Source organism: Planococcus beijingensis (genome assembly GCF_016820615.1).
GTDB lineage: Bacteria > Bacillota > Bacilli > Bacillales_A > Planococcaceae > Planococcus > Planococcus notacanthi.
In genome coordinates this window covers 1-23,404 of the sequence record NZ_JADHDZ010000011.1, presented here as the reverse complement: position 1 = coordinate 23,404, position 23,404 = coordinate 1, and the positions used below count along the sequence as shown (strand labels likewise).

Here is a 23,404-nt window from a genome sequence, read left to right as displayed (position 1 = left end):
ACGGCCGTTTAAAGCCGTTCGATTCCAATGGGCATTAATCAATCGTTCCAACCGGTGCTTCTGTATCTGCAATCGGAAGGATGTTCAATGAATCCGCAGGCTGAAGATCTTCTTCTTCATCCAGGTCGCGCAATTCGATTTCTTCATCATCAATCGTCAGCATCTTGACATCCATACCTAAACTTTGAAGCTCTTTAATCAAAACTTTGAATGATTCCGGCACACTTGGTTCCGGTACACTTTCACCTTTGACGATCGCTTCATACGTTTTCACGCGGCCTACGACGTCATCCGACTTCACGGTTAAGATTTCCTGCAATGTATGTGCAGCACCATATGCTTCAAGTGCCCATACTTCCATTTCACCAAAACGCTGTCCGCCGAATTGTGCTTTACCACCCAATGGCTGTTGTGTAACCAATGAGTAAGGTCCAGTTGAACGGGCGTGCAATTTATCATCGACCATGTGGGCAAGTTTGATCATATACATGATCCCTACAGACACACGGTTATCGAATGCTTCACCAGAACGGCCATCATAGAGAATTGTTTTGCCATCGCGCGGCATACCTGATTCTTCCATTGTTTCCAGTACATCTTCTTCATTCGCTCCATCAAATACAGATGAAGCCATATGAATTCCAAGTGAACGGGAAGCCATTCCAAGATGCAGTTCAAGTACCTGGCCGATATTCATACGCGATGGTACACCAAGTGGGTTCAACATGATGTCGACCGGTGTGCCGTCTGGCATGAATGGCATATCTTCTTCAGGAAGAATTCTTGAAATAACACCTTTGTTTCCGTGGCGTCCAGCCATTTTATCGCCGACGGAGATTTTACGTTTTTGAACGATATATGCACGAACCAACTGGTTTACACCCGGTGGCAATTCGTCTCCATCTTCACGGTTGAAGATTTTAACATCCAGTACAATACCGCCAGCGCCGTGAGGCACCCGCAATGAAGTATCGCGCACTTCACGTGCTTTTTCACCGAAGATCGCATGAAGAAGACGTTCTTCAGCAGTCAATTCCGTAACGCCCTTAGGTGTTACTTTACCAACTAGAATATCTCCATCTTTCACTTCAGCTCCGACACGGATAATTCCTCGGTCATCCAGGTTACGCAATGCGTCTTCCCCAACGTTCGGGATATCACGCGTAATTTCTTCCGGCCCCAATTTCGTATCACGTGAATCGGATTCGTACTCTTCGATATGGACAGATGTATAAACATCGTCTTTCACTAAGCGCTCACTCATGATGATCGCATCTTCGTAGTTAAAGCCATCCCATGTCATGAAGGCAACCAGTACGTTTCTTCCTAATGCCATCTCCCCACGTTCCATTGAAGGTCCGTCAGCAAGAATGTCGCGTTTGGAAATACGGTCTCCGACTTTGACGATCGGGCGTTGGTTATAACTTGTCCCTTGGTTAGAACGGACGAATTTCTGCAATTTGTAGGTATCCAGGTCGCCTCGGACTTCATTGCCATCCACAACTTCGATGCGGCGGACTGAAATTTCCTTAGCTTCCACGTATTCTACAATGCCATCATGTTTTGCAACGACAGCTGCACCAGAATCACGAGCTGCCAGGTGTTCCATACCGGTTCCAACAAAAGGAGCTTCCGGATTCAATAACGGGACTGCCTGACGCTGCATGTTCGCTCCCATCAATGCTCGGTTGGAGTCATCGTTTTCAAGGAACGGGATACAAGCTGTCGCTACAGAAACGACCTGTTTTGGAGAAACATCCATGTAATCGATGCTGCCGCGTTTATAAACGGTGTTTTCACCGCGGAAACGTGCCACAACACCATCGTCGGCAAATGAACCATCGTCATTCAGCTTCGAGTTGGCCTGAGCCACTACATAGTTATCTTCTTCGTCCGCAGTCAGGTAATCAATTTGTGAGGTAACAAGCCCTGTCTCAGGGTCTACACGGCGATAAGGGGTTTCGATGAAACCGAACTTATTCACTTTCGCGAATGTTGACAGGGTATTGATCAATCCAATGTTCGGACCCTCAGGTGTTTCAATTGGACACATGCGGCCATAATGCGAATAGTGAACGTCACGCACTTCAAATCCAGCACGTTCACGCGTTAAACCACCGGGCCCAAGCGCCGACAGACGGCGTTTGTGTGTCAATTCAGCCAATGGATTGGTTTGATCCATAAACTGTGAAAGCTGCGAGCTGCCGAAGAACTCTTTAATTGATGCAATAACCGGACGGATATTGATCAATTGCTGAGGAACGATTGCCTGTGTATCGTTAATGGACATCCGTTCGCGCACAACGCGCTCCATACGGGACAATCCAATACGGAATTGGTTCTGAAGCAATTCCCCTACTGAACGAAGACGACGGTTACCAAGATGATCGATATCATCCGTGTTTCCGACACCGTAAAGTAGGTTAAAGAAGTAACTGATAGAAGAAATAATATCAGCCGGTGTTACATGTTTGATCTTATCTTCTATATAAGCATTACTGATGACAGTGATTTCTTTCTGGTCTTCACTGTTTGGCGCGTAGATTTTGACCGACTGCAAGGTAACTTCGCCTTCCAGAACTCCGCCTACTTGAGAAACAGTATGGAAACCAACTCCATTTTCCAAGTTCGGGATCAAACGATCAAGTACACGACGGTCAATCAATGTGCCAGCTTCAACTAAAATTTCGCCAGTTTCAGGGTCCACCAATGTTTCAGCAATGGTTTGGTTGAAAAGACGGTTTTTAATATGAAGTTTTTTGTTCATTTTATAACGGCCGACATTTGCTAAGTCATAGCGTTTCGGGTCGAAAAAGCGTGAATACAATAAGCTCTTCGCACTTTCAACCGTCGGTGGCTCACCAGGGCGCAAGCGTTCGTAAATTTCAAGAAGCGCTTTTTCTGTGCTCTCTGTGTTATCTTTTTCAAGCGTATTTTGAAGGAATTCGTTATCGCCAAGTAAATCAATGATTTCTTGGTCAGATCCGAAGCCAAGAGCTCTCAAAAGAACCGTTACCGGCAATTTACGTGTGCGGTCAATTCTGACGTACACGACATCTTTCGCATCTGTCTCATATTCCAACCATGCTCCACGGTTCGGAATAACAGTTGCTCCAAAGCCTTTTTTACCGTTTTTGTCTGTCTTGTCGTGGAAATAAACACTTGGCGAACGAACCAATTGGGAAACGATGACGCGCTCTGCGCCGTTGATGACGAAAGTACCCGTTTCTGTCATTAATGGGAAATCCCCCATAAAGACATCCTGTTCTTTCACTTCATCTGTTTCTTTGTTGTGTAGACGCACTTTGACACGCAACGGCGCTGCGTAAGTAACGTCACGTTCTTTCGATTCATCGACTGGATACTTCGGTTCCGCGAGACTGTAATCAACAAACTCGAGTGATAGATTTCCTGTGAAATCTTCAATCGGCGAGATATCCCGGAACATTTCGCGAAGTCCTTCTTCAAGGAACCATTCGTAAGATGACGATTGAATTTCGATCAAGTTCGGAAGATCCAGCACTTCACTGATTCTCGAAAAACTTCTGCGTTGACGATGTTGACCGTACTGAACTAGTTGACCTACCAACTTATTCACCCCTCAATAAAACGATTATAGGTCTTTGCGATTTCCACAAAATAGTGTATGATATCGAAAAGACAAAAAGAAAACGAGACTAAATTAGCTCATTTTCGGTTTACACGTGACTAGCTCTGTCGCCATGCCATGCCCGAAAAAGGGCAAACGACCTCAAAATAATAAATTTTGCATTTCATTATAATAACACAGGCGTTTTGTCAAGTCAAACTTTTCTCGCTTCGAAAATAAAGTAACCTTTCTTCTTATCGGCCACTTTTACTTCTCCGAAAAGCTCTTCCAGTTTCACCTGCGTAGAAGGCGCACCCTGCTTTTTCTGGATAACTACCCACAACGATCCACCATCCGCTAACTTTTCAGCAGCTTCTTCATAAAACCGGAAAATGGTGTCTTTCCCTGCCCGAATTGGCGGGTTTGTGAGAATAGCGGAAAACCCGGAAACCTCCACAGCACTCAACCCATCACTTTCGTAAATCTCGGAATTGGAAATATCATTTTTTTCAACATTTGTTTTTGCCAGTTCAATAGCCCGCGTATTCACGTCCACCATATGAACTTGTTTTTGAGGGAATGCTTTGGCGACCGCCATTCCGATTGGCCCGTAACCACAGCCCACATCCAGCACCGGTCCATCTATTTCAGATCCCTGGAATGTTTCAATCAATAAACGCGAACCAAAATCAACTTCACTTTTGCTGAAAACGCCTGCGTCAGTCTGGAACCGGAATTTCTCGCCGCGCAATACGTCTGTCCATTCTCGAGGATTGCTTTTTGTTTGAGGATTTTTGGAATAATAATGTTGGGACATTTAAAGCCCTCCTTACATTCACCATATTACGGACAAATGCCCGCGATGCAAATAAATTGAAAAAGAAGAAAAGCCCGTCGGTATAACCTGACGAACTTCCCCTCCTTTTTTTCATATTTTATAAAATTACTTAACTTCTACTGATGCGCCAACTTCTTCAAGTTTGCCTTTGATTTCTTCAGCATCTTCTTTAGAAACGCCTTCTTTGATTGCTTTAGGAGCTTCGTCTACAAGAGCTTTCGCTTCTTTAAGACCAAGACCAGTTACTTCGCGTACTGCTTTGATTACTTTGATTTTTGAATCGCCAGCAGAAGCTAGGATTACGTCGAATTCAGTTTGTTCTTCAGCAGCAGCACCGCCAGCAGCTGCAGCAGCAACTGGAGCAGCAGCAGTTACGCCGAACTCTTCTTCGATTGCTTTTACTAGGTCGTTTAATTGAAGAACTGTCATTTCTTTGATTGCGTCTAAGATTTGTTCTTGTGTCATTATAGTTTCCTCCTATTGATAGGTAATATTTTTTTCGTGCTTAGCCGGCTAACTTATTAAGCGCCTTGTTCTTCTTTTTGATCTGCAACTGCTTTTGTAGTAGCTGCAAAGTTGCGGACTGGAGCTTGTAGTACGCTGAGTAGCATAGATAGCAAGCCTTCGCGTGATGGAAGTTCTGCCAATGCTTTCACATCTTCAGCAGATGCTACCGCACCCTCGATGATACCTGCTTTAATTTCAAGCGCTTCGTTCGCTTTAGCGAAGTTGTTGATGATTCTTGCTGGCGCTACTACATCTTCGTTAGAAAATGCAATTGCGTTTGGTCCTGTAAAGTGTTCGTTGATCGCTTCAAGACCGTGCATTTCTGTTGCACGACGAGTCATTGAGTTTTTGTAAACTTTAAACTCAATGCCTTCTTCACGAAGCTGTTTACGAAGTTCTGTTAATTGCGCAACGTTCAATCCACGGTAATCAACAACTACAACCGAAGCTGCAGCGCCGAATTTATCAGCGATTGTTTGCACGACAACTTTTTTCGTTTCAACTGCTTTGCTCATTTTGGCACCTCCTATAGATTTTTCATTTATACCGTCCATAAGAAAAGCCTCTGGTCCATTACAGACACAGAGGCATAAAATCAGCATCCAAAAGATGTTATCTGAATTCATCATGTCCTCGGCAGGGATAAATTAAGCGACTGGCGCCCCTACTGTCTGCGGTACAAATGGGTATTTCACAACTCCGCTAGTATAGCAGAGCGGAAATGTAATGTCAATATCTTATTTAGCAACCACTTTAGTTGGGTCAACTTTAACAGCAGGCCCCATTGTAGTAGTAACATTCAATGATTTGATGTAAGTGCCTTTAGCAGAAGATGGCTTCGCTTTTAGGACTACGTCATAGATTGCTTCCAAGTTTTCAGCAAGTTTGCTGTCATCAAAAGAAACTTTCCCGATTGGCGCGTGGATGATACCTGTTTTGTCTGCACGGTATTCCACTTTACCAGCTTTGATTTCCTGAACAGCTTTGGTTACATCAAATGTAACTGTGCCTGTTTTCGGGTTTGGCATTAAGCCTTTTGGCCCTAAAACGCGTCCAAGTTTACCAACTTCACCCATCATGTCAGGAGTTGCAACGATCACGTCGAAGTCAAACCATCCTTGTTGGATTTTTTGGATATATTCAGCATCGCCTACGAAATCTGCGCCAGCTGCTTCAGCTTCTTTCAGTTTTTCGCCTTTAGCGAAAACCAATACGCTTTGAGTTTTACCAGTTCCGTTTGGAAGTACTACTGCTCCACGGATTTGCTGGTCGTTCTTGCGCGTGTCGATTCCAAGACGGAAAGCCACTTCTACTGTAGCGTCAAAGTTCACTGTGCTTGCTTTTTTCGCAAGTTCGATTGCTTCTTTAGCTTCGTATTGTTTTGAACGGTCGATCAATTTTGCTGCTTCTTGCAGCTTTTTGCCTGTTTTAGCCATTTTAAACGTCCTCCTTGTTGTGGTATAACGGAATGAACCTCCCACGATTAAAGGCTGCGCGGCTCATGATGAACTGCGCAACCCATCCAAAAACAACTGCTAGAATTAGTCTTCGATTGTAATGCCCATACTGCGAGCAGTACCTTCAACCATCAACATTGCAGCTTCTACTGAAGCAGCATTTAGATCTGGCATTTTAGTTTCTGCGATTTCGCGAACTTTGTCGCGTTTCACAGTCGCTACTTTATTGCGGTTCGGTTCGCCTGAACCTGATTCAATACCGGCTGCTACTTTTAATAGAACAGCTGCGGGTGGAGTTTTCGTAATGAATGTAAATGAACGATCTTCAAATACTGAAATCTCAACTGGAATGATCAGTCCTGCTTGGTCTGCCGTACGCGCGTTGAACTCTTTACAGAAGCCCATGATGTTAACACCTGCTTGACCCAATGCTGGACCAACTGGTGGCGCTGGATTAGCTTTTGCTGCAGGAATCTGCAATTTTACAACTTTAACAACTTTTTTAGCCACGAAACACACCTCCTTAAGTCCGTGATGTGGTAATAGGGTTTCCCCTCCCACTCAATATCTGTCTGTCAACGATGTTGATAGAATTAGCTAAATTGTACAGATTATCCTAGGACAGTCTGACCTCTGAAATAATACCATTAATACTTGAGAATAGCAAGGGGCTTTTATACTTTTTGAACTTGCTCGAAATCCAGTTCCATTTTGGTTTCGCGGCCGAAGATATCAATCGACACTTTAACTTTGCCTTTTGTATCATCGATTTCTTCCACTTTCCCTTGGAAGTTGGCGAATGGCCCTTCCATTACTTCAACTGTATCGGCAACTGCAAAGTCAATATCCACTTTGCGTTCAGTCATTCCCATTTGTTTCAGAATGAAATCAACTTCTTCGTCTAATAATGGCGTTGGTTTTGCTCCCCCGCCTGATGACCCGATAAACCCTGTAACTCCTGGGGTATTTCTGACGACATACCAAGATTCATCTGTCATGATCAATTCCACAAGGACATACCCAGGGAATGTTTTGCGCATGACTGTGCGTTTCTTGCCGTCTTTAAAATCTGTTTCCTGTTCTTCCGGAATGATGACGCGGAAAATCAGATCTTCCATACCCATTGTTTCTACACGTTTTTCCAGGTTAGCTTTAACTTTGTTTTCGTACCCGGAATACGTATGGACTACATACCAATTTTTCTCCATAATCGAGCGGACTGAACGTCCATCCCTCCTTTTTTACCAAATGAAAAAACCCGTTCTCATAGAATGACGGGCTATTTTTTATGCGTTATTCTTGTCGGATGACTTAAAGTGCTAAGAACCAACGGAATATTTCCGAGATGCCTGCATCAATTACTGCAAAGAAGAGGGCCATGAAAATACAAGTAGAAAGAACAACGATCGTATAACGAGTTAGTTCTTTTCGCTTCGGCCAGCTAACTTTCCGCATTTCCGAAACGACATTTTTAAAGAAACCGCCAATGTTACCCATTGTTTAAAAAACCTCCGAATTTCAAAATCACTCTATATCGTCCGGCATTCAGTTAAAATTCATATCGTTTGTTTATGCACGGTATGCCCATTGCAATGAGCACAGAATTTTTTGAGTTCCAAACGTGTGCTGGATTCCGCTTTCGCAGGAACCGTGTAATTGCGGGATGCACATTTCGAGCAGCTTAAAACAATTTTTTAGCCATGTTATCACCTTATTCAAGTTTACAGCTTTTTCAAGGTTATCACCTTCAAACAGACCTGTCAACCGCGCGTCAAGAGCTCGGCATCTCGTTGATCTGCAAGTGGCGTTCGAGTTTTCGCTTGACCCGCTGCAGCGCGTTGTCAATTGATTTTACGTGGCGCTCAAGCTTTTCCGAAATTTCCTGGTAGGATTGGCCATCCAGATAAAGGGCCAGCACTTCACGCTCAAGTTCACTCAGTACTTCTCCCATCTTCTCTTCCATATACTGAAATTCCTCGTTATGGATGATCAAATCTTCCGGGTCGTCCACACCGTTTCCAGTCAGTACGTCCATCAAGGTACGGTCAGATTCTTCATCATAAATCGGCTTATCCAAAGATACATAAGAATTCAACGGGATGTGCTTCTGGCGTGTGGCCGTTTTAATGGCCGTGATGATTTGCCGGATGATGCAAAGTTCTGCAAACGCACGGAACGAAGATAATTTATCACTTCGGAAATCACGGATAGCCTTATACAGGCCGATCATGCCTTCCTGGATGATGTCTTCCTTATCGGCACCGATCAAAAAATACGAGCGGGCTTTCATTCGAACAAAAGGCCGGAACTTTGTAATCAAAAAATCCAATGCTTCCGTGTTTCCACTGTGGACTGAACTGACAAGTTCCTCATCTGTCATGTCGGTGAATCGTTGGGGCTGAACTTGATCATTAATCTCCACGGGTGATCCCTCCGATTGCGTGAGCCTCGATATCTTCAGTATACAGGAAGAAAAAAATGAGCGTCAACCGTTCATTTCAAGCCTCTTCGCCATTTTTCGAAAATTTCCGCTACTTCGCCGGACAGCGGTATTTTGGAAATCCCGCGCTGCTCCTGGATTTCTTTTACTTTTTTAGTGATGTTCTCCTGAATTTCAATCATTTCGATTTCCAACTCACGGGCTGAAATTCGCAAGGCGCCTTTGCCGAAAATGACCCATTGCTCGGTCAGATCCGACGTGGCTACATAAATCTGGTCGCGGCGGTTGTTTAAACTGGTCGCCAGTTTCTCGATCCGTTCATCTGCCGTTTCGCTTTCTTTTGTGAAAATGACTTCAACATCGTGGTGCAGATTCTTGGCTTCAATGCCTGGAACCAGGTGGGCATCAAAAATGATGATGACACGCCATCCTTTGTAACTCCGGTATTCAGCCATGCGCTCTATGAGCCGGTCTCTGGCATTGGCCAATTTGTCTTTCTTCAGTTCTTGCAGTTCCACCCAGTCTCCAATGATATTGTACCCATCAACCAGCAGAATATTCATGGCATTAAACCAGTGGATTGCGCTTTCTGTAAACTTCGTACATCAATAAGCTTGCTGCTACTGAAGCATTCAATGAAGTTACATGGCCGACCATAGGCAATTGGTAAAGGAAATCGCATTTTTCGCGTAAAATCCGGCTCATTCCTTTTCCTTCACTGCCGATGATGACGGCCAACGGAAGAGCTGCATCCATTCTTCGGTAATCCACCGATTCTTTGGCATCTGTACCAGCAATCCAAACTCCACGCTTTTTCAACTCATCCACGGTCTGCGACAAATTATTGATGCGTACAACGGGCACATGTTCAATCGCTCCTGTTGAAGCTTTTGCTACCACACCCGTCAAGCCGACAGCGCGGCGCTTCGGAATAATCAAACCATGCACGCCGATCGCATCAGCCGTTCTCATAATGGAACCCAAATTATGCGGATCTTCCAACTCATCTAGAATCAGGAAAAACGGATCTTCATTTTTTGAAGCAGCTGCCTCGAACAAATCATCCAGGCTCGCGTAATTATAGGCAGCCACTGCTGCTGCAATGCCTTGGTGGTTGGTGTCCGTCAAACCGTCGATTTTCTTCTTCGGCACGGACTGGACGATAACGCCTTTGTCTTTTGCCAGTTGCAGCAATTCGGTGATGCCTTTTTTCTGGACGCCTTCTGCAATCCAGATTTTATTGATATCCCGGTCTGCACGCAGCGCTTCCAAAACCGGATTCTTGCCGCCGATTATCTCTGGTGCCAATTCTTCTTCCGTCATTTCAACACGCCTCCCAGCTCTTCGACAATCTCAATCGCATAGGAAATGATTTCGTCCACACGCGCTTGTTCTTCTTTTAAGTATAGCCAGCCCAGCACCGCTTCAAAAGCCGTACTGAAATTATAAGTCTGAACGTCGGTGTTTTTCGGAACCGATCCCGACTTGGCATTGCGCCCCCGTCTCATGACCGCCAATTCCGCTTCTGTCAGAAATCCTTCTTCCGTCAGCCGCTTCAGGACCATCGCCTGCGCTTTGGCAGAAACGAAAGTGGTCGACTGGCGGTGCAGGATATTTGGTTTAACGCGTCCCGAACGCAATAAATGTTCGCGGATGGACTGCTCATAAACGGCATCCCCCATGTAGGCAAGAGCCAACGCGTTCAGTTGGTCTACATCATTTTTTCGTAAAACATTCAACTTTATTACCCTCTCTTCCAGCGTGTACCTTGTGCCGTATCTTCCAAAATGATATTTTTCTCTTTAAATAAATCACGGATTTCATCAGCCCGGGCAAAATCGCGGTTTTTGCGCGCTTCGATGCGCTCTGCCATCAAAGCCTCGACTTCTTCATCCAGCAATTCTTCCTCTTGGCTGAATGGAACCCCCAACACGCCGGCTAATTCATCAAAGACGGCAATAAAGGTTTCCAGAACCGTTGTTGCTGTCTGCTTCTCCAGCAAATACGTATTCGACAAACGGGACAAATCAAATAAACTTGAAATGGCATTTGCCGTATTGAAATCGTCATCCATCGTTTCAACGAAAGCTGTTTTAATGGTTTCGATTTTATCGATCCAAATATCGGAATGGTCACCCAGATCAGCTGATGTGCTTAAGCGATGCTTTAAATTGGCATACGCCGTACGCAGCCGCTCCAATCCGGCAATGGCATCTTCCACCAATTGCTGCGAGTAGTTGATCGGGTGGCGGTAATGAACCGACAGCATGAAGAAACGCAACACTTGTGGATCAAGTTCCTTCAATATATCGTTCACCAGCACAAAGTTGTTCAGTGACTTCGACATTTTTTCGTTATCAATATTAATATACCCATTATGCATCCAATAACGCGCAAAAGGTTTACCGGTTAAAGCTTCCGATTGGGCAATTTCATTTTCATGATGCGGGAAAGTCAGATCCTGTCCGCCTGCATGGATATCGATGGTATCACCCAAATGCTCACGTGCCATGACCGAGCATTCAATATGCCAGCCCGGACGCCCTTTGCCCCATGGGCTGTCCCATGAAATCTCTTTCGGCTTCGCTGTTTTCCACAACACGAAATCCAATTCATCTTCTTTTTTGTCGCCGGTTTCAATGCGCGCACCGACTTTCAGTTCGTCGACTGACTGGTGGGACAGTTTGCCGTAGCCTTCAAATTTCCGGGTACGGTAATAGACGTCTCCCTGCGACTCATAGGCATAACCTTTTTCAATCAACGCTGCAATAAAATCGATGATCTGCACCATATGGTCGGTTACACGTGGGTGGACGTCCGCTTCTGCGCAGCCCAACGCTTTCGTATCTTCAAAATAAGCAGCGATAAACCGCTCTGCAATTTCCGGTACTTCCTGGCCGAGTTCGTTGGCCGCTTTGATCAATTTATCATCAACGTCAGTAAAGTTTGATACATATTTCACATCATAGCCGCGGTATTCCAGATGGCGGCGCACTGTATCATAGACGATTACCGGACGCGCGTTGCCGATGTGGATGTAATTATAAACAGTCGGTCCGCAGACATACATTTTTACTTTTCCTTCTTCTAAAGGAACGAACTCTTCTTTTTGCCGTGACAATGAATTAAAAATCTGTATAGTCATAAACGTTGCCCTTCTTCCTGCCTAGCTTTTTTTAACTCTTCAACTTCTTGCTGTAATCTGGCAATCTTCATTTCCATGCTTTCGCATTTATCCATAACGGGATCCGGCATATTCTGATGGTTCAAATCCGGCTTAATTCTGACGCCGTTTTGAATCACCACTTTCCCCGGAATCCCGACTACTGTCGAATTCATCGGTACGTTCTTCAACACCACTGATCCCGCTCCAACTTTGGAATTGGCACCGACAACGATCGATCCAAGTACTTTGGCGCCAGTGGCAACCAGCACATTGTCTTCCAATGTCGGATGGCGTTTCCCGCGTTCTTTCCCGGTACCGCCTAACGTAACGCCCTGGTACAAGGTGACATTGTCACCGATTTCACAAGTTTCTCCAATGACCACGCCCATCCCGTGGTCAATAAAGAAGCGGCGGCCAATGACCGCACCCGGATGGATTTCGATTCCCGTGAAAAAGCGGCTGATCTGTGAAATGACACGGGCAATGAAAAATAGTTTATTCTTGAAGAAAAAATGTGCCAGCCGATGCGCCCAGATGGCGTGCAAACCGGAATACGTCAAAATGACTTCCAAATAATTGCGGGCTGCCGGATCCTGCTCGAAAATAACATCAACGTCATCTTTCAATAATTTAAACATCTCTATCGCTCCCTTTCGTATCCAAAATAAAAAGCGCCCCTGTCACATTACATGACAGAGACGCATAGCTGCGCGGTTCCACTCTGATTAAAAGGGCAACTGCACCCTTTTCTCTCGAAGGCCTATAACGCAGGCAAGACGTCTGGTCTACTTGATTCGACTCAGCACTCAGAGAGGCATTTCGATGCAGCAGCGGCCCAGATCCCTTTCAGCCGGTGGGGACCTTCTCTTGAGAGCTTTCTGCATGTACTTCTTCTCGTCAACGTTTTTATTAATGGTAAATTCATTTTACACCGTCAGCTCAATAAGTCAACGTTAGGCACTTGCGTATTGTGAAACACGGGCGATGGCTTTGTCTTTTCCTAACAAGGAAATGGCATCCGGCAATTCAGGCCCATGCATTTGTCCAGTGATTACGACACGGATTGGCATGAACAGGTTTTTGCCTTTATGGCCAGTTGTTTTTTGGACCGCCTTGATTGCGGCTTTGATCTCAGCCGGCTCAAAGTTTTCCAATGAAGCCAATTGCTCTTTGAATGCCGTCATCACTTCAGGCACTTGTTCAGCAGCCAAAATTTTTTTTTCGGCTTCCCCATAAGACAATTCTTCTGTAAAGAACTGCTCGGAAAGCTCAGTGATTTCTGCTCCATAACTCAACTGTTCATGGTACAAAGCCACCAGCTTGTTCGCCCATTCCGCTTGCTCCGGCGTCATTTCTTCCGGCAGCTTGCCTGCTTTCTGCAAATGCGGAAGAGACAATTTCACCACTTCTTCAAGCGGCAATTGCTTGATGTATTGGTTGTTCATCCACATTAATTTCTGCTTATCGAACATCGATGGCGATTTAGACAGACGCTCTACATCGAAGATGCGGATCAAGTCTTCTTTCGAGAAAATCTCTTCTTCGCCTTCTGGAGACCAGCCAAGAAGCGCAAAGAAATTAAACAAAGCTTCCGGAATATAGCCAAGGTCTTTGTACTGCGAAATGAACTGCAGAATCGACTCATCGCGTTTCGATAATTTTTTGCGGTCCTCGTTGATGATTAAGGTCATGTGGCCATAACTTGGATATTCCCAACCAAATGCATCATAGATCATCATCTGTCTTGGTGTATTCGATAAATGCTCTTCTCCTCGGAACACATGGGAAATTTTCATCAAATGATCATCAATGACCACAGCAAAGTTATATGTTGGGATACCGTTGGTTTTCACCATGACCCAATCGCCGACATCTTTTGATTCGAATGAAATCGGACCACGCACTAAATCGTTGAACTCATATGTTACTGAAGCAGGAACTTTCGCACGAATCGTAAACGACTTGCCTTCCGCTTCTTTTTCAGCCACTTCTTCAGCTGTCAAGTTGCGGCAAGTGCCGCTGTATTGAGGCGCTGCGATACCGGATGCTTTTTGCGCATCGCGTTCTGCTTCCAATTCTTCAGGTGTACAGAAGCATTTATAAGCCAAGCCTTTTTCAAGCATCTGATCTGAATGCTCTTTGTACGTATCCAACCGTTCCATCTGGCGATAAGGACCGTATTCTCCGCCGATATCAATCGACTCGTCGTGCTCGATGCCGAGCCATTTCAAGTTATCCAGCTGAGACATAATGCCGGTTTCGATATTGCGGGCTGTATCGGTATCTTCAATGCGTACAATGAATTTCCCGTTATTATGGCGTGCAAATAAGTAATTGAATAATGCTGTACGTGCGCCGCCGATGTGCAAATGGCCTGTCGGACTTGGCGCATAACGTACGCGTACTTCTTGTGTCATGTAAGTTCCTCCTAAATTATCTATCCTTCTGTTATTCTATCACTCTGGGACATCAAGCGAAACCGGACGTTTGTTCAATAGGATCACCGCTAATGCTGCAATTCCTTCTTCACGGCCAGTAAACCCAAGATGCTCAGAAGTCGTCGCTTTAACATTGACCTGCGAAATATCCGCTTCCAATAAGTTCGCAATCGATTCGCGCATTTGTTCGATATAAGGAGCCAGCTTCGGTTTTTGGGCGATGACTGTGCAATCGACATTGCCCAGCTCATAGCCTTGCTCTTTTACATATTCCCAAATATGCGTCAGCAATTTTCGGGAATCGGCGTCTTTAAATTCAGGATCGGTATCCGGGAAATGCTTGCCGATATCCCCTCCGCCAATTGCGCCAAGCGCTGCATCTGTAATGGTATGCAGCAAGACATCCGCATCTGAATGGCCAAGAAGCCCTCGATCATGTTCAATCTCCACGCCGCCTAAAATAAATGGGCGTCCTTCTGCCAGTTGATGCACGTCATAACCTTGTCCAATTCTAATCATTTCTGTTCCTCCTGTATGCGACTCTCCAAAATAGCTCGTCCATAAATCAAGTCATCCGGCGTCGTCATTTTAATATTTTCGTATGTACTTTCAATAATAGCTACCGGGTAGTCCATACGTTCAACAAGCATCGCCTCGTCGGTTCCCATGAATCCATCATTGTGCGCTGCCTGAGCCGCTTTTAAGATCAATGAATAGCGGAAAGCCTGCGGCGTCTGGATCATCCACAATTGATTGCGGTCGACCGTTTCAGAAATGACGCCATTTTCCACTTTTTTGATAGTGTCTTTGACCGGCACTCCAGCGACGGCAGCTCCGGATTCCTGCGCTGCCTCTACCAAGCGTGCAATGACTTCGTGATCGATGAAAGGCCGGGCAGCATCATGAACCAAAACAACGCCACAAGGCGGAATCGCTTCAAGACAGGCTCTAACACTATCCTGCCGCTCCGTTCCACCTGCAGCGTACCCTTTCACTTTCGTAATATCATAGCGTTTTACATACTCTTCGATCAGTTCCCGTTCGTGCTCTTTTACCGCCAGCCAAATAGCCTCGCAATTCGGATCCCGCTCAAAAACTTCCAGCGTATAGAGAAAAATCGGTTTGCCGAAAAGTTCGAGCAATAATTTATTTTTATCTGCTTTCATTCGTTTCCCGCTGCCGGCAGCAGGCAGGACGACTGTATAGTTCATTGGATAACATCCTTTATCAATTTGTTGCAGTTTGTTTGCCGTCTCGCGGCTTCGCAAAAATCATCCGTCCTGCAGAAGTCTGTAAAACGCTGGTGACAGTGACATTGATCGCCTGGCCAATAAACCCTTTGCCATCTTCAATCACAATCATCGTGCCATCATCCAGATAAGCTACACCCTGATTTTGCTCTTTGCCGTCTTTGATGACCACTACATGCATATCTTCCCCCGGAATCACAACCGGTTTCACAGCGTTTGCCAAGTCATTGATATTCAAGACAGGTACATTATGAAGTTCACATACTTTATTGAGATTAAAATCATTGGTGACCACTTTGCCGCCCATTTTTTTTGCAGCGCGCATCAATTTTAAATCGACTTCGCTGACTTCGTCAAAGCTTTCTTCTGTAATCATAATCGCATCTACGCGTTCACTTTGAAGCCGTTTCAAAATGTCCAAGCCTCTCCTGCCGCGCGTCCGTTTCAGCGTGTCCGAAGAATCGGCAATATGCTGAAGCTCAGATAACACAAATTGCGGAACGACAAAGGTGCCTTCCATAAAACCAGTTGCCGAGATGTCCGCAATCCGACCATCAATGATGACACTGGTATCAAGCAGCTTATAAGACACTTTCTCAACCGGTTCTTCCGGCTCCAGCTTTTTCACCGGGGCAAACTTCGCCGGCGTCAACATCGTCAGCATTTCTTCGCGTTTTTGGAAGCCTACCTGAAAACCTAAATAACCAAGCACTACAGATAATATTAACGGTGCCACAGTGGCCACCAATGGAATATCAACGGTACTCAGCGCAAAGCCAATCAGGAACGCCACCACAAGGCCAATAATCATTCCAACCGTACCGAACAATAAATCCGGCGTCGGTGCATGAAGCAGTTTCTCTTCCATCCACTTCATGAAATTTATCAAAGAATCTACAAATAATAAAGATAACAGGAAAAAGACCAGAGCACCAACAATTGCTGCTACGTAAGGGTTACTGATCCATGGATTGTCGAGAAGGGGAATAAGTTCAAATGCAGATGGCAATAATAAGATTCCGACTGTCGCACCAATAAGTAAAAACATAATTTTAATAATAGGTCTTAACACGCGCTCCACCTCCTTTTTTAATTATACACATTTTAAATCTGAAACGCTTTAATGACCCTTATTTAGAAATAAAAGGAGGCATATAGCCTCCTTACTGTGGAAAAATCTCTTTTAACGCATCATTAACACTTTCTACACCGACTACGCGAATCCCTTCCGGATAATCCCAACCACCTAAATTTGACGCTGGAACAATTGCCCGTTTAAAGCCGAGCTTAGCTGCTTCCTGCACGCGCTGTTCAATACGCGACACACGCCTTACTTCACCGGTCAATCCTACTTCGCCGATGATGCAATCGTACACATTTGGAGCCTTGTCACGGAAACTGGAAACAATGCTTGCGAGAACAGCTAAATCGATAGCGGGTTCATCCAGCTTCACGCCGCCTGCCACTTTGATGTACGCATCCTGTGACTGCAGCAGCATGCCCACCCGTTTTTCCAGCACAGCCATCAGCAGCGACACACGGTTGACATCGATGCCTGTTGCCATGCGTTTCGGATAGTTGAAACTCGATGGCGTCACCAACGCCTGAATTTCAACTAATATCGGACGTGTGCCTTCCATTGAAGCGACGACTGTCGAACCGGCTGAACCACTCGTCCGCTCCTGCAGGAACAGTTCAGATGGGTTCAACACTTCTTTCAAGCCGCTCTGGAGCATCTCGAAAATAGCGATTTCATTGGTCGAGCCAAAACGGTTTTTGACGCTGCGCAAAATCCGGTACGTATGATGGCGTTCACCTTCGAAATACAGAACAGTATCCACCATATGCTCCAAGATACGCGGCCCTGCAATCTGGCCTTCTTTTGTTACGTGGCCCACGAGGAAAATGGCAATATTCTTCGTTTTTGCAATCCGCATCAATTCGGCCGTACTTTCCCTAACCTGTGTCACACTGCCTGGCGCAGAAGTCACTTCAGGGTGGTGAACCGTTTGAATCGAATCGACAATGACAAAATCAGGAGCTACATCTTCAATGGTATGATGAATCAATTCAAGATTCGTTTCTGCATAAATGAACAGCTCTGAAGACGAAGCATCGAGACGTTCTGCCCGCAACTTGGTCTGGCGGATTGATTCTTCTCCGGAAATGTATAATACCCGGCTTCCGCTATTGGCAAGCATCGCCGATACCTGTAACAGCAAAGTCGATTTACCGATACCCGGATCTCCACCAATCAGCACCAGCGAGCCCGGCACAATTCCCCCGCCGAGGACACGGTTCAATTCACTCAATTCTGTTTCTACTCTTGGTTCATCCTGTGTTTCAATGGCATTGATCGGCGTCGCTTTCTGAGGAACCGATGCACTGTGCTGAAAAGCGCCGCGTGTCCCTTTCGGTGCAGCCACTTCCATTTCCTCAGTCATCGTATTCCATGCCGCACAACCCGGACATTTCCCCATCCATCTGGCTGATTCATAGCCACAAGACTGACAGATGAATTTCGTCTTTTTCTTAGCCATGTGTACCTCCTAAAATAGAAAAACCGCTCGCCGGAGAGCGTCTCCGGCGAGCGGAATGTTCTTATTGTTTTTCCACTACCGCTTCTTTCACTTCTTCTGTTGCTTTTGTGCGAACGATGAAGTCATCGTCCTCCACATCGAAGATAATGCGTTGGCCTGAGAGGGCTGTACCTTTTAACAACTCTTCTGACAAGCGGTCTTCCACGTGTTTTTGAAGAGAACGACGAAGTGGACGCGCCCCGTATTCCGGGTCATATCCTTCTTTAGCGACTTTTTCAAGCGCAGCATCGGTCAGCTCCAAATCGATATCCTGCTCTTTCAAGCGTTCCACCAATTGCTTGGTCATCAAATTCACGATCTCTCTCAAGTTCTCTTTTTCAAGAGAGTGGAAGACGATCATGTCATCAATACGGTTCAAGAACTCTGGGCGGAATGCTTTCTTCAATTCAGCAAGCATTTTGCCTTTCATGTCTTTATAATCTGTTTTCGAATCCTCTAAATTGAATCCGACGTATTTATTGTATTTCAGCTCTTCTGCACCAACGTTTGACGTCATGATGATGACAGTGTTGCGGAAATCGACTCTGCGGCCTTTAGAATCCGTCAAACGGCCATCTTCAAGGACTTGCAGCAAGATATTGAAGACATCAGGGTGAGCTTTTTCAATTTCATCAAGCAAGACCACTGAATATGGTTTTCTGCGAACTTTTTCAGTCAACTGTCCGCCTTCTTCATAGCCCACATATCCTGGAGGTGAACCGACCAGACGTGATGTCGAATGTCTTTCCATATACTCGGACATATCAATGCGGATCATCGCATCTTCATCCCCGAACATAGATTCAGCGAGTGCACGTGCCAATTCCGTTTTACCGACACCTGTTGGTCCAAGGAAAATAAATGAGCCGATTGGACGTTTAGGATCTTTCAATCCAGCACGAGCACGACGGATCGCTTTCGAAATCGATGTAACAGCTTCTTCCTGCCCGATGATGCGGTTGTGAAGAATCGATTCCAGGTTGAGCAATTTATCAGATTCTGTTTGAGCCAGTTTTGAAACCGGAATGCCGGTCCACATGGACACGACTTTCGCAATGTCCTCCACTGTTACTTCAGACTCTTCTTTGCCTTGCTTTTCTTTCCATTCTTTCTTCGTTTTATCTAATTGGTTCTGCAATTTCTGTTCTGCATCACGGAGCGAAGCCGCTTTTTCAAATTCCTGGCTTTGCACTGCTTCATTTTTCTCAGAACGTGCAGCTTCCAAGCGTGCTTCCAACTCCTTCAAATCTGGTGGAGTTGTATAAGAGCGAAGTCTTACTTTAGAGCCTGCCTCATCAATCAGGTCAATCGCTTTATCCGGAAGGAAACGATCCGAAATGTAGCGGTCTGACATTTTAGCTGCCGCTTCAATTGCTTCATCCGTGATTTTCACACGGTGATGCGCTTCATAGCGATCACGCAATCCGCGGATAATCTGAATCGACTCTTCAACAGTAGGCTCATCCACTTGAATCGGTTGGAAACGGCGTTCAAGAGCCGCATCTTTTTCAATGTACTTGCGGTACTCATCCAAAGTTGTAGCACCGATACACTGAAGTTCTCCACGCGATAGGGAAGGTTTCAGGATATTGGATGCATCAATCGCACCTTCTGCCCCACCTGCTCCGATTAACGTGTGAAGCTCATCAATGAAGAGAATGACATTGCCCGCTTGGCGAATTTCATCCATCACTTTTTTCAAGCGATCTTCAAACTCGCCACGGTATTTGGTTCCAGCAACCACTGTACCCATATCCAAGACCATAACGCGCTTGTCGCGCAAAGTTTCCGGGATTTCATTGTTGACGATCTGTTGAGCCAAACCTTCTGCAATCGCTGTTTTACCGACACCTGGTTCCCCGATCAATACAGGATTGTTTTTCGTTCTGCGGCTCAATACTTCAATAACGCGTGTGATTTCATCACTGCGGCCGATGACCGGATCCAAGCCGCCATCACGGGCCACCTGAGTCAAATCACGTGCCAGGCCATCCAGCGTCGGGGTATTTGCCGAAGCATTCGGGCTTGTGCCTGTAGACGCCTGTTCATTGTTGCCCAGAAGCTGCAACACCTGCTGGCGTGCTTTGTTCAAGCTGACGCCTGCATTACCTAATACACGCGCTGCAACGCCTTCACCTTCGCGAATCAACGCCAACAGCAAGTGTTCTGTACCAATATAAGAATGGCCCAATTTGCGGGACTCATCTACTGACAATTCAATGACTTTTTTCGCTCTCGGCGTATAATGCACAATCGGGCCCACATCTTTTTCGCCGACACCGACAAGTTCCTTAACGCCTTCTTCAATCAATTGTGTATTCACTTCAATCGCTTCCAGAGCTTTAGCAGCAATACCGCCGCCTTCGCGAATTAAACCGAGAAGAATGTGCTCTGTACCGATTGATTCATGTTTCATGCGAATGGCCTCTTCTTGAGCTAACTGAAGAACTTTTTGTGCGCGTTGTGTAAATCGATTAAACATCATGCAAGATCCTCTCCTTCACTATTTATACCTTCTTTATTCAATCGCTCCCGGAACAGCTTCGCCCGGGCAAAATCGCGTTCTTTCGGCTGCAGCGGCTTATCTGCATATTGCTGCAGGAAGGCCGGCTGCATAAAAATCATCAATTCATTTAAAATCGACATGTCTACATCTTGGATCATCTTTAAATCAATACCCAATCGAACATCTGACAAACAAGTGGCAGCTTCTTCCGTCGTCAGCAGTCTCGAATGGGTAAGAGTCCCAAGTGACCGATAGACACGATCTTCCAACACCAGCGGCGAATTCAACAGAATTGCTTCCCGCGCTTTGCGTTCCTGTTGGATAATCTGTTCTGTCATATTCTCCAAATCCTGAAGAATTTCGTACTCAGACTTACCTAGCGTCAATTGATTGGATATTTGATAAACATTTCCTAATGCTTCACTGCCTTCACCATAAATGCCACGAACTACCATGCCAAGCCTTGAAATTGCTGGAATGATCCGTTGAATTTGATGGGACATCGTCAATGCCGGCAAATGGAGCATGACTGAAGCCCTCATTCCAGTCCCTACATTCGTAGGGCAACTAGTTAAGTAGCCGTATTTTTCGTGAAAGGCATAAGATAAGTTCTTTTCCAATAAGGAATCTAACTCATTCGCTATCTTATACGCTTTCTGAAGATGGAATCCTGACTGCAGACTTTGTATCCGCAAATGATCCTCTTCATTTACCATAATACTCAGCTCTTCGTTATCAGACAATAAAACAGAACCGGAATGTTGGCTATTGGCCAGATAAGGACTGATTAGGTGCTTTTCCACCAGTACTTCCTTTTGGAGTTTAGCAAGTTCTTCAATACTGATATGGCTGAAAGTATAGTCCAACTCGCCACCTTTATCCAGTAATACAGATGAAATCTCTTTATCTACTTTAAGTGCCTCATCTTCAGTAAAAGAATACGGAAACTTGAAATTCTCTAAATTTCTAGCCAACCGGATTCTTGTACTCATTGCAATATCAACATTCTCTCCATCATTCGCCATCCAGCTGCTTGCTCGAGGTTGGAGAAACCGTTCAACTGCCATTGGAAGCACCTCCCTCAAGCTTGGAACTCAAAACTTTTACTTCATCTCTTAGCCGTGCAGCTTCCTCAAAATCCTCTTCACTCACAGAAACCTGCATTTGCTTGCGCAGTTCCTCTATTTCTTTTTTTATTTTTAAAGTTGTGCCATAAGAAGCAGGGATCTTCCCAGTGTGTTCTGTATTCCCATTATGAAACCTTTTAAATATTTCATCCAATTGGGAGGAAAATGCATCATAACAAGAAGCACAACCAAACTTGCCAAGCTGCAGGAACTTCGGAAAACTAAATCCGCAGGATGGACAGGTCACCGCTTCTTTTCTGACAGGGTTAACGGATGCCTGCGAATTAGGGAACCAATTTGATAATAGCTGATGAATAGCCAATGGATCCTGTTCAAAAGCAATATTAATGCTATGGTTTTCAGCTGCACAGATATGGCATAAATGAAGCTCCGTTATCTGTCCTTGTTGCTGTTGTTTAACTATTACTGATGCAGAACGTTCTCCGCATTGATCGCAAATCATCTTTTCACCCCTTTATATCGTGGTTTGATACTTAATTGTAAAGAGCATCGCTATAAGAATACGAGCTCGGACTTCATCACGCGTCGGAAGAGGCAAAAGCAGCGTCGCGCGATCTACAGCACTGAGAATCAGCTTTGCTTCTCTTTTAGAAATAACCTCTTCATCCAGCAGCCTAAAAACAATATCTTCTGCCATTACTTGAGTGGCACCATGTTCTAAGCGCTGAATCACATCTGCGATTACATCTGATTTTTGATGAAGCCTGATTCGTTTAATTCGAATATACCCGCCACCACCGCGCTTACTTTCTACCAAATATCCACGGTCAACTGTAAATCGAGTATTGATGACGTAGTTTATTTGAGAAGGAACACATTGAAACTTTTCAGCTACTTCACTGCGTTTAATTTCAATATGGTCTCTCTCGCTTAATTCGATAACCTGCTTCAAATAACCTTCTATTACATCCGAAATATTCCGCATCGCTTTCACCTCTTCGATACATAATATGTCAAAGTTGACTTTGACTATATTTGACTTAATTATACACCAAGCTTTTTGCGGATATCAAATAGTACGAATCAGAATTTACAATCAAAAAAGTCCCGAAGCAATTTCGCTTCAAGACTTCCTGTTTATTCCTGATCCAATATTCTTTTCACAAAATCTTTTGCATGGCTGGATACAGATTCTGTTTTTTCTTCCATGTACTTAGTCTTCCACTTAATGCCTTCCTGCCAGACCTCCACTACATCGCCAACTGAAACATTATGAGTAAAATCTGTTATTGGAAAAGTATACTGTTCTTCCCCATTTTCAATTGTTTTTAACAATGCTGTTCTTTTATCAATAGCTTCGACTCTATAAATACCGGGTTTCATAATCCTCACCTCACTCCTGCTTTTCCCATTTCACATCCTCTTCAATCCTGATTCTCAATTATTATAAATAACTTTTATAGAACAACGTTTTTTTCATCAAAGAAAAAAGCCGTTACCGGAATCGGTAACGACTTTCATTCATGTGCCCAGCGACGTCTTACTC

Annotated in this window: 25 protein-coding genes and 2 other annotated features; all 25 genes read right to left on the bottom strand. The window is 45.0% G+C overall.

Annotated elements, in window-relative coordinates:
• Positions 1 to 34: 34 nt before the first annotated feature.
• Entirely contained in the window at positions 35 to 3,589 is a 3,555-nt protein-coding gene (rpoB, locus tag IRE19_RS17705) for a DNA-directed RNA polymerase subunit beta (RefSeq protein ID WP_191716864.1), read from the bottom strand.
• Positions 3,590 to 3,803: 214 nt separating this feature from the next.
• Entirely contained in the window at positions 3,804 to 4,406 is a 603-nt protein-coding gene (locus IRE19_RS17700; RefSeq protein WP_203341397.1) for a class I SAM-dependent methyltransferase, read from the bottom strand.
• A gap of 126 nt (positions 4,407 to 4,532) precedes the next feature.
• Entirely contained in the window at positions 4,533 to 4,892 is a 360-nt protein-coding gene (rplL, locus tag IRE19_RS17695) for a 50S ribosomal protein L7/L12 (RefSeq protein WP_191716862.1), read from the bottom strand.
• A gap of 56 nt (positions 4,893 to 4,948) precedes the next feature.
• Complete coding sequence (gene rplJ, locus IRE19_RS17690) at positions 4,949 to 5,449, bottom strand: 50S ribosomal protein L10 (RefSeq protein ID WP_191716861.1); 501 nt, start codon at positions 5,447 to 5,449, stop codon at positions 4,949 to 4,951.
• Positions 5,450 to 5,480: 31 nt separating this feature from the next.
• Positions 5,481 to 5,629: a sequence feature (ribosomal protein L10 leader region), on the bottom strand.
• Between the two features lie 42 nt (positions 5,630 to 5,671).
• Positions 5,672 to 6,370, bottom strand: coding sequence for a 50S ribosomal protein L1 (rplA, locus tag IRE19_RS17685; RefSeq protein ID WP_191716860.1), 699 nt, complete (start codon positions 6,368 to 6,370; stop codon positions 5,672 to 5,674).
• Between the two features lie 105 nt (positions 6,371 to 6,475).
• Positions 6,476 to 6,901 (bottom strand): 50S ribosomal protein L11, encoded by a 426-nt coding sequence (gene rplK / locus IRE19_RS17680; RefSeq protein ID WP_006828906.1) that lies wholly within the window; start codon positions 6,899 to 6,901, stop codon positions 6,476 to 6,478.
• Between the two features lie 164 nt (positions 6,902 to 7,065).
• Complete coding sequence (nusG, locus tag IRE19_RS17675; RefSeq protein ID WP_142830501.1) at positions 7,066 to 7,599, bottom strand: transcription termination/antitermination protein NusG; 534 nt, start codon at positions 7,597 to 7,599, stop codon at positions 7,066 to 7,068.
• Between the two features lie 103 nt (positions 7,600 to 7,702).
• Complete coding sequence (gene secE / locus IRE19_RS17670) at positions 7,703 to 7,888, bottom strand: preprotein translocase subunit SecE (protein WP_191716859.1); 186 nt, start codon at positions 7,886 to 7,888, stop codon at positions 7,703 to 7,705.
• A gap of 59 nt (positions 7,889 to 7,947) precedes the next feature.
• Positions 7,948 to 8,082: a 50S ribosomal protein L33 gene (gene rpmG / locus IRE19_RS17665; RefSeq protein WP_203341411.1), complete on the bottom strand. Its 135-nt coding sequence runs from the start codon at positions 8,080 to 8,082 to the stop codon at positions 7,948 to 7,950.
• Positions 8,083 to 8,162: 80 nt separating this feature from the next.
• Positions 8,163 to 8,813: an RNA polymerase sporulation sigma factor SigH gene (sigH, locus tag IRE19_RS17660; RefSeq protein WP_191716858.1), complete on the bottom strand. Its 651-nt coding sequence runs from the start codon at positions 8,811 to 8,813 to the stop codon at positions 8,163 to 8,165.
• A gap of 71 nt (positions 8,814 to 8,884) precedes the next feature.
• Positions 8,885 to 9,394 (bottom strand): NYN domain-containing protein, encoded by a 510-nt coding sequence (locus tag IRE19_RS17655; RefSeq protein ID WP_191716857.1) that lies wholly within the window; start codon positions 9,392 to 9,394, stop codon positions 8,885 to 8,887.
• A 4-nt stretch (positions 9,395 to 9,398) separates the two neighbouring features.
• Positions 9,399 to 10,154 carry a 23S rRNA (guanosine(2251)-2'-O)-methyltransferase RlmB gene (gene rlmB, locus IRE19_RS17650; RefSeq protein WP_191716856.1) on the bottom strand — a complete coding sequence of 252 codons (756 nt, stop codon included), beginning with the start codon at positions 10,152 to 10,154 and terminating at the stop codon, positions 9,399 to 9,401.
• Positions 10,151 to 10,570: a Mini-ribonuclease 3 gene (locus tag IRE19_RS17645; protein ID WP_191716855.1), complete on the bottom strand. Its 420-nt coding sequence runs from the start codon at positions 10,568 to 10,570 to the stop codon at positions 10,151 to 10,153. Before IRE19_RS17645 ends, rlmB begins: the two co-directional genes overlap by 4 nt.
• Before the next feature lie 5 nt (positions 10,571 to 10,575).
• On the bottom strand, positions 10,576 to 11,976 hold the full coding sequence (gene cysS / locus IRE19_RS17640; RefSeq protein WP_203341396.1) for a cysteine--tRNA ligase: 1,401 nt from the start codon (positions 11,974 to 11,976) through the stop codon (positions 10,576 to 10,578).
• Positions 11,973 to 12,635, bottom strand: coding sequence for a serine O-acetyltransferase EpsC (gene epsC, locus IRE19_RS17635; protein WP_203341395.1), 663 nt, complete (start codon positions 12,633 to 12,635; stop codon positions 11,973 to 11,975). Before epsC ends, cysS begins: the two co-directional genes overlap by 4 nt.
• A 53-nt stretch (positions 12,636 to 12,688) precedes the next feature.
• Positions 12,689 to 12,907 (bottom strand) — a binding site (T-box leader).
• 43 nt (positions 12,908 to 12,950) lie between these two features.
• The gene (gene gltX / locus IRE19_RS17630) at positions 12,951 to 14,414 is read right to left on the bottom strand and encodes a glutamate--tRNA ligase (RefSeq protein WP_203341394.1); all 1,464 of its coding nucleotides are present in this window, start codon (positions 14,412 to 14,414) and stop codon (positions 12,951 to 12,953) included.
• 39 nt (positions 14,415 to 14,453) lie between these two features.
• A complete protein-coding gene (ispF, locus tag IRE19_RS17625; RefSeq protein WP_191716851.1) occupies positions 14,454 to 14,954 on the bottom strand; it encodes a 2-C-methyl-D-erythritol 2,4-cyclodiphosphate synthase in 501 nt (166 codons plus the stop codon).
• Positions 14,951 to 15,646: a 2-C-methyl-D-erythritol 4-phosphate cytidylyltransferase gene (ispD, locus tag IRE19_RS17620; protein WP_191716850.1), complete on the bottom strand. Its 696-nt coding sequence runs from the start codon at positions 15,644 to 15,646 to the stop codon at positions 14,951 to 14,953. Before ispD ends, ispF begins: the two co-directional genes overlap by 4 nt.
• 16 nt (positions 15,647 to 15,662) lie before the next feature.
• Positions 15,663 to 16,757 carry a PIN/TRAM domain-containing protein gene (locus IRE19_RS17615; RefSeq protein ID WP_191716849.1) on the bottom strand — a complete coding sequence of 365 codons (1,095 nt, stop codon included), beginning with the start codon at positions 16,755 to 16,757 and terminating at the stop codon, positions 15,663 to 15,665.
• 91 nt (positions 16,758 to 16,848) lie between these two features.
• Positions 16,849 to 18,225, bottom strand: coding sequence for a DNA repair protein RadA (radA, locus tag IRE19_RS17610; protein WP_203341393.1), 1,377 nt, complete (start codon positions 18,223 to 18,225; stop codon positions 16,849 to 16,851).
• Positions 18,226 to 18,286: 61 nt separating this feature from the next.
• Positions 18,287 to 20,749: an ATP-dependent Clp protease ATP-binding subunit gene (locus IRE19_RS17605; protein WP_191716847.1), complete on the bottom strand. Its 2,463-nt coding sequence runs from the start codon at positions 20,747 to 20,749 to the stop codon at positions 18,287 to 18,289.
• Complete coding sequence (mcsB, locus tag IRE19_RS17600) at positions 20,746 to 21,837, bottom strand: protein-arginine kinase McsB (RefSeq protein ID WP_203341392.1); 1,092 nt, start codon at positions 21,835 to 21,837, stop codon at positions 20,746 to 20,748. The genes IRE19_RS17605 and mcsB overlap by 4 nt, the downstream gene beginning before the upstream one ends.
• Positions 21,827 to 22,360 carry a UvrB/UvrC motif-containing protein gene (locus IRE19_RS17595; RefSeq protein WP_191716845.1) on the bottom strand — a complete coding sequence of 178 codons (534 nt, stop codon included), beginning with the start codon at positions 22,358 to 22,360 and terminating at the stop codon, positions 21,827 to 21,829. The genes mcsB and IRE19_RS17595 overlap by 11 nt, the downstream gene beginning before the upstream one ends.
• 12 nt (positions 22,361 to 22,372) lie before the next feature.
• Entirely contained in the window at positions 22,373 to 22,843 is a 471-nt protein-coding gene (locus IRE19_RS17590; protein WP_191716844.1) for a CtsR family transcriptional regulator, read from the bottom strand.
• A gap of 152 nt (positions 22,844 to 22,995) precedes the next feature.
• A complete protein-coding gene (locus IRE19_RS17585; RefSeq protein ID WP_191716843.1) occupies positions 22,996 to 23,241 on the bottom strand; it encodes a hypothetical protein in 246 nt (81 codons plus the stop codon).
• Positions 23,242 to 23,404: the final 163 nt, after the last annotated feature.

Excerpts from the sequence above, each read along its gene's own strand:
- IRE19_RS17700 (WP_203341397.1), bottom strand. The coding sequence starts at position 4,406 with ATGTCCCAACATTATTATTCCAAAAATCCTCAAACAAAAAGCAATCCT.
- rplL (WP_191716862.1), bottom strand. The coding sequence starts at position 4,892 with ATGACACAAGAACAAATCTTAGACGCAATCAAAGAAATGACAGTTCTT.
- rplJ (WP_191716861.1), bottom strand. The coding sequence starts at position 5,449 with ATGAGCAAAGCAGTTGAAACGAAAAAAGTTGTCGTGCAAACAATCGCT.
- rplA (WP_191716860.1), bottom strand. The coding sequence starts at position 6,370 with ATGGCTAAAACAGGCAAAAAGCTGCAAGAAGCAGCAAAATTGATCGAC.
- nusG (WP_142830501.1), bottom strand. The coding sequence starts at position 7,599 with ATGGAGAAAAATTGGTATGTAGTCCATACGTATTCCGGGTACGAAAAC.
- secE (WP_191716859.1), bottom strand. The coding sequence starts at position 7,888 with ATGGGTAACATTGGCGGTTTCTTTAAAAATGTCGTTTCGGAAATGCGG.
- IRE19_RS17655 (WP_191716857.1), bottom strand. The coding sequence starts at position 9,394 with ATGAATATTCTGCTGGTTGATGGGTACAATATCATTGGAGACTGGGTG.
- rlmB (WP_191716856.1), bottom strand. The coding sequence starts at position 10,154 with ATGACGGAAGAAGAATTGGCACCAGAGATAATCGGCGGCAAGAATCCG.
- cysS (WP_203341396.1), bottom strand. The coding sequence starts at position 11,976 with ATGACTATACAGATTTTTAATTCATTGTCACGGCAAAAAGAAGAGTTC.
- epsC (WP_203341395.1), bottom strand. The coding sequence starts at position 12,635 with ATGTTTAAATTATTGAAAGATGACGTTGATGTTATTTTCGAGCAGGAT.
- gltX (WP_203341394.1), bottom strand. The coding sequence starts at position 14,414 with ATGACACAAGAAGTACGCGTACGTTATGCGCCAAGTCCGACAGGCCAT.
- ispF (WP_191716851.1), bottom strand. The coding sequence starts at position 14,954 with ATGATTAGAATTGGACAAGGTTATGACGTGCATCAACTGGCAGAAGGA.
- ispD (WP_191716850.1), bottom strand. The coding sequence starts at position 15,646 with ATGAACTATACAGTCGTCCTGCCTGCTGCCGGCAGCGGGAAACGAATG.
- radA (WP_203341393.1), bottom strand. The coding sequence starts at position 18,225 with ATGGCTAAGAAAAAGACGAAATTCATCTGTCAGTCTTGTGGCTATGAA.
- IRE19_RS17605 (WP_191716847.1), bottom strand. The coding sequence starts at position 20,749 with ATGATGTTTAATCGATTTACACAACGCGCACAAAAAGTTCTTCAGTTA.
- mcsB (WP_203341392.1), bottom strand. The coding sequence starts at position 21,837 with ATGGCAGTTGAACGGTTTCTCCAACCTCGAGCAAGCAGCTGGATGGCG.
- IRE19_RS17595 (WP_191716845.1), bottom strand. The coding sequence starts at position 22,360 with ATGATTTGCGATCAATGCGGAGAACGTTCTGCATCAGTAATAGTTAAA.
- IRE19_RS17590 (WP_191716844.1), bottom strand. The coding sequence starts at position 22,843 with ATGCGGAATATTTCGGATGTAATAGAAGGTTATTTGAAGCAGGTTATC.
- IRE19_RS17585 (WP_191716843.1), bottom strand. The coding sequence starts at position 23,241 with ATGAAACCCGGTATTTATAGAGTCGAAGCTATTGATAAAAGAACAGCA.